Source organism: Amycolatopsis sp. NPDC059657 (assembly GCF_042734395.1).
Taxonomy (GTDB): Bacteria; Actinomycetota; Actinomycetes; order Mycobacteriales; family Pseudonocardiaceae; genus Amycolatopsis.
On record NZ_JBHWEB010000015.1, the window covers coordinates 49350 to 61595 of the forward strand.

Annotated in this window: 5 protein-coding genes; 1 reads left to right on the forward strand and 4 read right to left on the reverse strand. The window is 70.5% G+C overall.

Annotated features, from left to right (window positions below; translation table 11 throughout):
* Nucleotides 1-102: 102 nt before the first annotated feature.
* From ACFV15_RS10825 to ACFV15_RS10835, 3 genes are read right to left on the reverse strand one after another with little or no spacing between them, the layout of a single operon-like run.
* On the reverse strand, nt 103-798 hold the full coding sequence (locus tag ACFV15_RS10825) for a hypothetical protein (protein WP_378350003.1): 696 nt from the start codon (nt 796-798) through the stop codon (nt 103-105).
* The gene (locus ACFV15_RS10830; protein ID WP_378350004.1) at nt 798-8852 is read right to left on the reverse strand and encodes an SDR family NAD(P)-dependent oxidoreductase; all 8055 of its coding nucleotides are present in this window, start codon (nt 8850-8852) and stop codon (nt 798-800) included. The genes ACFV15_RS10825 and ACFV15_RS10830 overlap by 1 nt, the downstream gene beginning before the upstream one ends.
* A gap of 30 nt (nt 8853-8882) precedes the next feature.
* Nucleotides 8883-9980 carry a class I SAM-dependent methyltransferase gene (locus ACFV15_RS10835; RefSeq protein WP_378350005.1) on the reverse strand — a complete coding sequence of 366 codons (1098 nt, stop codon included), beginning with the start codon at nt 9978-9980 and terminating at the stop codon, nt 8883-8885.
* A 118-nt stretch (nt 9981-10098) separates the two neighbouring features.
* Here ACFV15_RS10835 and ACFV15_RS10840 point away from each other — a divergent pair, with 118 nt between their 5' ends.
* Entirely contained in the window at nt 10099-10254 is a 156-nt protein-coding gene (locus ACFV15_RS10840; RefSeq protein ID WP_378350006.1) for a hypothetical protein, read from the forward strand.
* Here ACFV15_RS10840 and ACFV15_RS10845 read toward each other — a convergent pair.
* Nucleotides 10233-12116 (reverse strand): RICIN domain-containing protein, encoded by a 1884-nt coding sequence (locus ACFV15_RS10845; RefSeq protein ID WP_378350007.1) that lies wholly within the window; start codon nt 12114-12116, stop codon nt 10233-10235. The genes ACFV15_RS10840 and ACFV15_RS10845 overlap by 22 nt on opposite strands.
* Between the last annotated feature and the right edge of the window lie 130 nt (nt 12117-12246).

A 12246-nucleotide genomic window follows, 5' to 3' on the forward strand; every position in this document is an offset into this window, starting at 1 on the left:
GGCCGCCGGCGCCGGGGGGTGTGCCCGCCTGCGGCGCGCCGCCGGCGCACAACGCCAACGCTCCGGTCAGCAGCAACGCCTTGCGTCGCGAGAACTCGACGTTCATTCGGAAACCCCGAACGCGGACCAGTCGCCGGACAGTGCCAGCTCGACGCGGTGGTCCCACGGGTCGTCCTGAAGCACCGGATGCCCGGTAGCGGCGAAGACGGCGGTCTTCGCTGGCGTCGCTTCCAGCAGTCGCGCTGAGCCGCGCACCACGGTGTGGAAGCTCGCCGAGACCGTGCCGCCGACGTCCTTGCCCGCTCCGATGAGCGCGTCGAGCATGCTCAGCACCCGCAGGATGCCCGCCTGCGCGGTGAGCACGGCGGTCACGGCCGACCCCACTTCCGGAGTCTCCTCCTTGATCGTCTGGCGCACGCCGGTGGTCGCGATCCCGACAGCCGCGGACGCCAGCAGTGCGGCCAGCACGAGGTAGCTCGACGCTCCCGCCGAGGCCGGTTCGACGTTGACTTCGGCCGCGGTGAGCAGGCCGGGACCGGCGCCGCGCCCCCGCCGGTGCTGCTCGGCGAGGTGCCCGGCGAACGCGATGGCCGTCTCCGGGCACACCGTGCCGAGCGCGGCCAGCGCCCGGCCGGTCTGCTCCCAGCCGCCGCCGAAGGGAATACGCAGCAGCGCGCCGTTGAGCGGGCTCGCCAGGAGACTTTCGATCACCTGGGCGCGCGGCACCGCGGCGTTCGCGGCGTCTGCCGCGACCGCCATCGGCAGGAGGTTCTGGGTGTAGAGCCAGTTCGGGAGCATCACAGTCCTGTCTTGCCTGTCTTGAGTGCCTGGGAAATCCGATCCGCCACCGCAGTGACGGCGGGGTCGTGCAGGATCGTGTAGTGGTGAGCGTCGATCTCCTCGACGCTCAGCGTCCCCGCGACGTAGGGCCGCCAGCCCAGCTCGTGCTCGGCGAAGGAGTCGTCGACGCCCATGCCGATCCCGCTGTTGCGCGGCGAAGCGACCCCCGCACGCAGCAGGAGCACCGGCACCGTCTCGTCGAGGTGGCTCGCGTGGTGCTCGGCCAGCCCGCGCAGATGGCGGGCGAAGACCGCTACCCGGTCAGGGTCGACGATCAGTCCGTCCGCGGCGAGGCGGCGCTGAAGCGAATCGGCGTCGTGCCCACCGCCGTAGTCGAAGCCGAGGAACGCCTCCAGCGAGCGCAGGTAGCGCAGCCGGGTCTCGTCTTCGTTTCGACGCCGGTCCAGACCCTCCAGCGCGACAATGCGCTCCGGGCTGTTCGAGTCGATCATCACCAGCAGGTCGACGCGTTCGCCGTCGGCCCGCAGCGCGCACGCCACCTCGTGCCCGACGGTCCCACCCATCGACCAGCCACCCAGCAGGTATGGCCCGTGTGGCTGACGCGCGCGGATCACCGCCAGGTAGCGCCTCACCATCGCGGGAATGTCCTCGGGGCCTTCACCGCCGGTCAGCCCGGGGTCGGTGAGCGCGACGACCGGGTTCGGCACGTCCAGCCGACGCACCAGGTCGGTGTAGCAGAGCACGTCACCGCCGGAGGGGTGTAGCAGGAACAGTGTGCTTCCGGTGCCCTCCCTCAGCGGCACGGCGACGTCGCCGTTGAGCGCACGCGCCAGCCCGGCGACCGTCGGCGCGGCGAGGAACGTCCTCGGCGGCACCGGACCGCCCGGCACTCGCCCGAGCATCCGGACGGCGAGCAGCGAATCGCCGCCCAGCGCGAAGAAGTCATCCGACCGGTCCACTTCGGACACTCCGAGCAGATCTGCCCACAACCGGGCGATCGCCTGCTCGACAGCGGCCTTCGGTGCGCCGGATTCGACGACCACGCGCGTCTCCGCCTGCGCCGAGGCGGACGCGCCGGACAGCTCGACGAGGTCATCCCAGCCACGCCCTGCGGCCAGCTCCCGCGTCCGCTCGACGACGTCGGTGAACAGCCGGTCGACCAGGCCTTGGCCAAAAAGGTCTTCGACCACCGCGACGTTGATGACCAGTTCGCCGACCAGTTCGAACACCCGCAGTTCCAGGAACACCTGCGGGGTGCGGATCCGCTGAACGTGGTCGGTGACATCGACCCGGCCGAGCGGGCCAGCGGCCTCCGGCCGCGTGCCGCCGACAGCGGTGTCCATGCCGAGGGTGCTCTGGAAGACGATCGGGGCAGCCGGACGAGTGGTGCCACGGCGTCGCGAAAGCTCACGCGCCACCTCGACACCACTGACCAGGTTGTGCGCGAGAGATTGCGCGATCTCCGCTCGCACGCCGACGGCCAGGTCCGCGAATGTGCCGCCGTCGCCAAGGTCGATGCCGAGCAGCGCGGTCGACGAGAACGCGCCGATCATGCGGTCGACGTCCGGGTGCAGCGGCAGCCGGGTGCCCTGCAGGCTGTTCAACAGGAATCGGCTCTGGCCTGCCCGCTTCGCCAGCGCGACGGCGTACGCGGTGAGCAGCACGGCGGTCGGGGTGAGGTCGTGCCGGGCGCACTCGGCGCGCAGCGCTTCCCAGTCCCGCACCGGCAGCCGGGCCTCCCGCACACCCATCAGCGCCGAGGCGACCTGCCCGGGTTCGGCGGTCATCGGCAGGCCGGGCGCCGCGGGCAGTGCGTCCAGGCGCTGCCACCACCAGTCGCGGTCGGCCTGCCATTCGGCGCCACCGCGGATCTCGGCCAGTGCGTTGGCGTAGTCGCCGAAGTCGACCAGCAGCGGCGGCAGCACGGTGTTGACGTCCGCGACATAGGCGAGCAGCTCGCGTTCGAACACGGCCGCCGACCAGCCGTCCATCACCAGCAGGCTGAACGAGGTGAACAACCGCCCCTGGCCCCCTGGCAGCAGGACGAGCCGCATTGCGAGGCCAGGCCCGGTCACCGGGTCCGGTCCGTGCGCGCTCATCCGGTCCCGGATCGCCGCGAGTTCCCCGTCGATCGCCGTCGTCGCACGGAGGTCGACCACGTCGAGGCCGATCTCGGCGTCCGGGAGGATGCGCTGAGTGCCGTCCGGCAGAACACGGGCACGCAGCATCGGCTGGTTCGCCACGATCCGGCGCAACGCGTCGGCCAGCGCGGCGGGCGCCCGCTCGGCGTCCACTTCGGACAGCGCGACGTCGGTGCACACGTGCGCGGAGGCGTACGAGAGTTCCCAGCCGCCCTGCTGGCCGACGAAGTAGGCCTGCTGTAAGGGAAGCAACCCGAACGGCGCGTCCACGTCGATGCGGCGGTTCACCCTGGTGGCCAGCGCACGAGGCGCTGGACCGTCCGCGGAGCGCGCACGAACGAGCGCGGTCAGTTCGGCGAGCGTCACCTCGGCACGGATCTCCGCCGGCGTGAGCACGACGTTCAGCCGTTGCCGGATGAACGATGCCATCCGCACCGCGAGCAGTGAGTCACCACCGGCGCCGACGAACGACACGTCCGGCGAGAGCTCGGCGGCGTCCAAGTCGAGCAGCTCGGCCCAGATGGCCGCGAGCGCAGTCAAGATCGGGTCCTCAGTGGACGGTTCGCTCCAGTCGTCGTCGGCCAGCTTTTCCAGCGATGCCACGTAGTCCGCGAACACCCGATCGGCTTCGACGGCGTCGAGTGACGTCTCGGCGACGTCCCACTGCAGGATCAGCTCACCGTGGCGCTCGTAGACCTGATGGTCCAGCCACACCTGCGGGGTCTGGCTGACGCCGTGCACGATCGGCCCGAGCCATTCGTGGTCGTGCGGCTCGCCGCCGAGCGCGTCCAGCCCGAGCATGCCGGTGAACACCACCGGCACGTTCCGCTGCCGGCCGGTGCGCCTGGCCTGCTCGGCCAGCACCTCCAGTCCGGAGAACGCGGTGTGATCGAGGTCGTCGAACAGCCGCCGCTGGGCCGCCACGGCCCGTTCGGCGAAGCCGCCCAGACCCCGCCGGTCCACTTCGAACAGCAGCAGCGACGAGAACTCACCGACGATCTTGTCGACATCGGCGTGCAGGGCCGGCCGGTCGAACACGGTGAGCGTGAGGCTGAAGTGGTCGCTACCGGACCACGCCGACAACGCGTCCGCGTACGCCGCCAGCAGCATGGCGGTCGGGGTCACTCCCGCATTCCCCGCGCGCTCACGGAGCCGGGCCCAGCGGTCAGCGCCCAGCACCGCGCGGCGACGGCCGAACCGCGGCCGTTCGCCGGATTCGCGTACCGGCAACGCCGGCGCCGAGGGCAGCGTGTCGACCCTGGCACGCCAGTATTCGGCCGCGCGCCGGTGTTCCCGCCCGCCGCGGCGGTGCTCGATCGCGGCGACGCAGTCGGCGAAGCTCGTGGACAGCGGCGGTAGCTCGGTGTCCGGGTCCGCGTAAAGCGCACGCAGCTCACGGTCGACGATCAGGTAGCTCGCCGAGTCACAGACCAGCACGTCCACCGACAGCAGCACCCGGTGTGAGCCATCGGGCAAGCGGACGGCGTGTGCCTCGATCAGCGGCCACCGGTCCGGCGCGGCGACCCGTCGTGAAAGCCGTTCACGCAGCTCGTCGAGTCCGCTCTCGGTGAGGTCATGCAGCGGGACGCGGTAAGCCGGGATCTGTGGCAGCACCAGGTTCTCGCCGTCGGCGGTGATCACCGACCGGAGCATCTCGTGCCGCGCGATGACCAGGTTCCACGCCCGCTCGTACCGGGCCAGGTCGAAGTCACGGGCCTCGTGCTCGAGGTAGAAGTGGCAGGCGACCTCGCCGAGCGCGAACCCTGCCGACCTGCCCACCCAGTAGGCGTGCTGGACGCGGGTGAGCGGGAACGGGCGTCCCGCCTCGGCCACCGGCGAGGTGGTCTCCGGCACGATCTCGCGGTCGCTGGACGCGACGAGCCCGGCGAGCCCTGCCACGGTCGGCCTGGCGAGCAGGTCACGCAGGCGAAGCGTGACGCCGTGGTCGTCACGCAGCCGGGCGAGCACCCGGGTGGCAAGCAGTGAATGCCCACCCAGCGCGAAGAAGTCGTCGTCGCGGCTGGTCACCGGTCGCCCGAGCGTCTCGCTCCACAACTCGGTGACGAGCCGTTCTTCCGCGGTGACGACCGTGTCGCCACCGGAACTGGTCCGGACAACCCGTGCTGTGAGAGCGAGCGAACGGCTGTTCAGCTCGGACGGCGACACCGCGACCTGTGGCGGGGGCACGTCGGCCGCGGCCAGCCGGAGCAATGCCGTGATCGCGTCGTCACTGTCGAGTGCGTGGCGCATGGTGATCTCGGCGGCGGATTCGCGTTCCTGTGCGGTGCCGAACCGCCAGCGGTCCCAGTCGGCGGCGACCCAGCGCGTGGCATCCCCTGCCATGGCATGGGCGAAGCCGTCGACGAACCGGCTCGCGGCGACGTAGGCGCCAAGACCGAACCCACCGATCGTGCCGGCGGCCGACGACATGAGCAGCACGGTCCGCGGGCGCACGGGCAGCGTCTCGATCGCGGCCCGCAGCGCCACGAGGCCAGCCACCTTGGGCGCCAGCGAGGTCATCACCGTTGCTTCGTCCGCTTCGGACAGCGCGGCCAGTTCGACCACGACAGGCGCGTGCACGACCAGGTCGATCCGGCCGTGCTCCTCGACAACGCTGGCGAGCAGCTCCGTGACCGCCCGCGGATCGGTCACGTCCACGGTTTCCACGCGGACGTCGAGATCTGGCAACGGGCGCGGGTTCCTGGACGCGAGCACCACGTGGGCACCCGGAAGCCGCCGAGCGAGTGCCTGCCCGACATTGCCGAGCCCGCCGGTGACGACGACCACGGGGTCGGACGGCAGCTCGCCGAGCTTCCCTGGGTGCCACGACTCCCACGACCGCTGCCATCGTTTGCCGCCGCGCAACGCCAGCTCCCGTGCGCTGTCACCGGCAGTCAGGTCGGCGATCTCCGCAAGCACCTGGCCGACGAGGCGCGCGTCCGGGGCCCCTGGCACGTCGAGGGTGCGCCAGCGGAGTCCTGGCGACTCCTGCCCCAGCACCCTCGGCAGCCCGCGGACGCCCGCCGCGACCGGATCCACGTTCTCGGCGCCGATGACGGACTCGCCGTTGACCGTCAACTGGAGCAGCGGCAGCTCGCCGGACACCAGGTCCGCGTAGCCGAGCACCGCGTCCGTCAGCCGCCGCATCGGGTCCCCGTCGACGGCGGGTTCGCAGACGACCACCGCGGTAGGTTCGCCGTCACCCGCGACTTCCCGCAGCGCTTCGGCCCACGGCCCGTCGCCGACGATCCGCAGCCCGGGTACGGGTAGTGGACCGAGCGGGGGAAGCTGACGCCACACCGGGAGCTGCAGGGGCTCGCTGGAACTGGCGTCGTCCGTCACGCGCGGCACGGGGTCGATCCAGTATCGCTCGCGCTGGAAGGCGTAACCAGGCAGCGGGATCCGGCGGCGGCCTGGCCGGTGCAGTGCCTCGTGGTCGATGTCGACGCCGTGGGACCACAGCCTGCCCAGCGCCTCGAGCACGGCGGCGCGCCCGTCCCCGCCCTCGTCCTGACGCGGGAACGTGGTGACCGCGGCCCCGCGGCGAGCGGCCAGCGCGGCGATCATCCCGCCCGGCCCGATCTGCACCAGGACCGCGGGCTCGGCCAGCGCGGTTTCCAGCGCCTCCGCGAACCTCACGGTGCCACGCAGGTGCCGCACCCAGCGCTCCGGATCGGCGAGTTCGGCGTCGGTCGCCACGCGTCCGGTCAGGGTCGTGACCAGCGGAATCTCCGCCGGCCGTGTGGAAAGCCGTCGCGCGACCGCCCGCAGTGCCGGCATCGCGGGCTCGACCAGCCGGGAGTGTGCGGCGACGTCCACGCCGACCAGCCGGGCCCGGACACCTTCCGCGACGAGCTGGGCCCGGAGCCGTTCGATGTCGGCGCTCGGGCCGGAGACGGCGCAGGCGTCGTCCGCGTTGATCGCCGCGAGGTCCAGTGCCGGGTGGTCGCGCAGCAGCCGCCCCACCTCGGGCTCGCCTAGCGGGACAGCGAGCATCCCGCCGCTGGCCAGCTCCCCCATCAGCAGCGAACGCTCGGCGACCAGCCGCGCGGCGTCCGAAATGGACAGTGCGCCCGCGGCGACCGCGGCGGCGTACTCCCCGACGCTGTGCCCCAGCACTATGTCGGGCCGGACACCCCAATCCGCCAGTAGGCGCAGCATCGCGACCGACGCGGTGAACAGCGCGGGCAGCCCGGTGCGGGGGTGCTGTGCCTCGGCGTCCGGGTCGAGCAGCACGTCGCGGACGTCCGGCGGAAAGAACGCGGCGACCTCGTCCAACGCCTTGGCGAACACCGGCTCATCGCGGTAGAGCCCGCAGCACATCCCGGCGTACTGCGAACCCCCGCCAGAGAACGCGAAGACGACGCGGGGCGTGCCCACCGTCACCGGAGCCGTCGCGGTGCGCAATGCCTGGGCAATGTCCTCGCCGGGAGCGACCGCGACCGCTGTCCGGACCGGAAACTCCTTGCGGCCCAAGGCAAGTGTGTAGGCGATATCGGCGGCGTCACCGGACAGCCCCTCGGCGAGACCACGCGCGGTCTCACCACAGGCGTCGGCGGTGGCGCCGGAAACAACCAGCAATTGGGCGCGGTCATCCGGTACGGACATCGCGGGCTCGGGCGCTTCCTCCAGCACGACATGGCAGTTCGTACCGCCGATACCGAACGAGCTTACTCCGGCCCGGCGCGGACCGTCGACGTCCCACGGCCGGGTCTCGTGCACGATCCGGAACGCCGAACCGTCGAGCCGCAGCTCGGGGTTTTCCGGGGTGGCGTGCAGCGACGCCGGAAGCGTGCGGTGCGCCAGCGCCTGCACCACCTTGATCAGCCCGGCGACGCCCGAGGCCGAGTCGGCGTGGCCGATGTTCCCCTTCACCGAGCCGAGGCCGCACCACGGACGGTCGGCGGAGCCGAACACCCGCCGCAGCGCCTGCACCTCGATCGGGTCGCCAAGCACGGTCCCGGTGCCATGGCCCTCCACATAGGACACTGTCTTGGGGTCGACGTCCGCCACCGCCAGCGCTTCGGCGATCGTGCGTGCCTGCCCCTCGGGTGACGGCGCGGTGAACCCGGCGCGGACCCCGCCGTCGTTGGCCACCGCAGAGCCGAGGATCACCGCATGGACGTGATCACCGGAGGCCTGTGCGTCGGCGAGCCGCCGTAGCACGACAACCCCGGCGCCCTGGGTGAACACCGTTCCCCGCGCGTCCGCCGAATACGGCCGGGTCACGCCGTCGGCCGAGAACGGGCCGTCGGGGACATGCAGGTAACCCAGCCCCTGCGGCACCCGCAACGACACGCCGCCCGCGAGCGCGGTGTCACACTCGCCCGAAAGCAATGACTGCGCGGCGACGTGCACGCCGACCAGCGAGGTCGCGCAGGTGGCGCCGACGGCGATCGCCGGGCCGGTGAGGCCGAACCGGTGCGCGGTCCGTAGCGGCAGGTAGTCGGCGACATTGCCGGTGTGGATCTGCAGGCTGCCGGCGGGGTCGGCGCCGCCGAGCGGGTCGAACCGGTGCGCGAGGTTGGTGGCCAGGTATCCCGAAAGCGCGGCGCCGGCGAACACGCCGACCGAGCCCGCGTCTCGGCAGCCGGCGTGCCCGGCGTGTTCCAGCGCGTGCCACGCGGTTTCGAGGAACAGCCGATGCTGCGGATCGAGCAGCTCGGCCTCCGGACCGGACAGGCCGAACGCGGCCGGATCGAACCGGTCGGGGTCCTCCAGCAGCCCGCCTACCGGTACGTAAGAAGAGTTGCGCCGCAACGACTCCGGCACTCCGCGGGCAGCCAGCTCGGCATCATCGAACCGCGAAAGCGCCTGCCTGCCCTCGGCCAGCAGCTCCCAGAACCCGTCCGCGTCCGGCGCGCCGGGGAACCGGCACGCGAAACCGACAACGGCAATAGGCTCACTCATCAAGACATCCCTTGGCAGAGGACACCGGGGTCACCGGCGCCCGACGAACAAGTACTGGCCGATCCGGCCCAGCGGGTGGCCTGGTGGCGGCAGGCATTCGAGGTCGGAGAAGCCCGCGGTGGACAACGCGTCCAGCCACTCCTCGCGGGTGGGGAAGATACGGTCGGTGCCTCGGCGGAAGTCGGTGAAGTCCGCGTCCGGGTCCGAAGCGGGTGGCGACATCAGGAACTGCATCGAGGTCATCAGCTGGTAGTGCTCGACGGTCGTGTCGATGAACACCAGCGCGCCACCTGGGGCGAGCAGCGAACGCAGCGCGGTGAGGACGTCGACGGCATGCCGGGCGTTGTGCAGCACGTTGGCCGCCAGCACGACGTCGAACGACTCCGGCTCATAGCCCTGTGCCGCGTAGTCGCCATTGACGTCGAGGAGTCCATAACGGACTCCGTCGTACGCCGCGAACCGTTCCCGCGCAGAGGAAAGGAAGAACCGCGAAACATCGGTGAACAGGTAGTCGACCCGGTTTCCGGCCAGCGCGGAGAGCACGACCGCGGTGGTGCCGCCGACCCCGGCACCGACCTCCAGCACCCGAGCCCCTGGCCGAGCCAGCGAGGCCGCCACTTCGGCTGCGACCGCGTTGGCGTACCGGCTCGCCACGTTGCGCTGGTAGACGTCATCGGCGACGTCGAGGTCGGCGTCCGCGAACAGCAGCGACTGCACGGAAATCTCGTCGCGCAGCAGCTCAGGCAGGTACGACACCGACAGCTGGAAGAACCGTGCCAGGCCAGAACCGTGCTCCAGGCCACGCGCCGCTGCTTCCAGCTTCGCCCTTGCCTGCTCGACCTCCGCCGCGGCGACGGTACGGGTCAGCCGGTAGCGGCCGTCCTCGACGACCGCCAGCTTCTCGGCGACCAGCACCCGGAGCCAGCGCCGGAGGATCCGCCGGTGCCGCGGGGCGACCGAGGTCGCGCCATAGATCTCCCCGAGGTCGTGAGCGCCGGTCAGCCCGTACCGCCCGAGGGTGAACACGATCGCCAGTAGTGCCACGTCGTCCAACTGGTCAACCAGCGTCTCGAGCCCCACCAGATCGGCATCCCTGATCGCGTGCTCGCCCGCCGCATGACCCGTCATCTCGCTCCTGTCGTCAGCTGGAGACCCGACAGTAAGTGATAACGATTATCGTTACAAGTAGCCTGCGGGCGATCGGACCTCGATCCCAGGTGACATCCGGCACAGCCTGTGCTCGCAGGTGCCCGTTCCCGCGCAGGGTGACTTCCGCCTGATCATGGCCATCGGCTGCGGTGCGGCCCTTGTCGCACTGGCGATCGCGGTCTTCCTGCCCACTCAGCGCCTCGCGTCCGCGCAAGAGCCGCACCGGTCCCGTCAGCTCAGCGACCACCGCTGATCGGCGCCGTCACCGCACGCCCACAGCACGATCTTCGTGCCGTTGGCGGTGCCGTTCCCGTTCGCGGCCAGGCACAGCCCGGACACCGCGTTCGTGATCGTGCCGTTCGCGTTGACGGCCCACTGCTGGTTGCGGCCGCCGTGGCAGTCCCAGATCACGACCGAGGTGCCATTGGTGGTCCCACTGTCGTAAGCGTCCAGGCATTTCCCGCCATTGACGACCAGCTGGCCGCGCTGGGACACCCAGGTCTGGTTGGGACCGCCCGCGCAGTCCCACAACTGGGCCTGGGTGCCGTTGACGATGGTGTTGTCGTTGCTATCCAGGCAGCGCCCGGACCGCGCGCCGACCACCGTGGCGCCTGCCGTGCCCGGCAACGGCGAAAAGGTGACGGTGCCCACGCCTGGCTCACCCGAGAACGTCAGTGTGTTGCCGCCTTTAGCCAGCGAGACGATGGCCGACACCGTGCCGGACCTGGCGGGCGGGAACGCGACCATCGTCGACTGCTGACCGTTGACCTGCAGTGTCGCCGTGGACCCACCGGTCGTGTATGCGATCGTCGCGACGGCGAGCCCGGTGGCACTCGAGTTGATCCCGGTGAACCGCCCCGCGATCCCGTTGTACGTGACCGAAGCGGCCTCCGTACCCGACACCGTCAGCAACACGGAATCGTTGGCAGGAACGGAAACGCTGTACCCGCCGGACGGGCTGCCCACGTTCTTCGCCGCCCACAGATCGCGCACCGCCGCGCGGCCGTCGGTCAGGCCGAAGTCACGCCAGCGTGCCGTCATGGTCGCCGCGGCCGATGTCCGGTTCAGCAGCAGCACCGCGCGGTTTCCGGAGCCTGCCAGCACTTTGCCGTAAATCTGCAAACCGGCCTGGTCCTCGGCGACCTTCACGCCCTGCAGGCCACGCGGATCCTGATCGACCGCGATCACCTCGCGGTTCTTGAGAATCGACGCGGTCGTCGCGTCCATGGTCGCGAGGTTGTTACCCGCCAGCAGCGGGGCACCGGAGACGGCCCACATGCTCATCTCGGTCCGCGCCGCGGACGCCGCCAAGCCGGGCATCCCGACGGTGAGCATGTCGGGATCGTTGACGTAGCCGGTGTGCTGTGAGACCGGATGCTGCGCCTGGTCGAAGTTCGTCAGCGCCTGCGCGAGTGTCGCCTGCTGCCCGTAGTAGATGATGTCGGTGCTCGTGCGCCACATCGGCGCCATCCCGGCACCCCAGTTCCACGGATTCTTCTTGCCCCAGTTACAGATCGAGAGCACCAGTTCCCGGCCGGTCTGCGCGGTCGCCGCGCGATCGGCCTCGCTGATCGCCCGGTAGGTCGCCTCCGGATCGAGGCCCTCGGCGTCACCACCACACCAGTCGACCTTGACGAAGTCGAAGCCCCAGCGCTGGAACTGCAGCATGTCCTGCAGGTAGTGCCCCTCGCTGCCGGAGCCCGGCGCGGCAGGGCGCCCCGTCGGGTAGTAGTAGCCGCACCCGTCGCGACCGGCGTCAGTGTAGATTCCGGCCTTCAAACCCTTGCTGTGCAAGTAATCCGCGATCGCCTTCATTCCGCCTGGCCATTCCGCGGTGTCCACGGTGATGTTGCCCGCGCTGTCCCGCGTTCCCTGCCACCAGCCCTCGTCGATATTGACGTAGGTATACCCGGCGCTCTTCATGCCGGACGACACCAGCGCGTCGGCCTGCGCCTTGATCACGTTGTAGTCGATCTTGGCGGCGAACGTGTTCCACGAAGCCCAGCCCATCGCGGGTTTGGGCACGGCGACCTCGGCTGGTGGCAGGTATTCGCCTGCCGAGGCCACTGGACTCACCACGATTCCGGTCGCCAGCAAAAAGGCTTGCACCCCCATGACAAAGCGCCTCAAATGATTTGGGCGAACTTTCATGACACCTCTTCTGACTGCATCGGCAGGGATGTGTTAGCGCTCACATTTCTGCGCACTGAATGCATGGTCGACCCCTCTTTCACTCCCGTCAAGG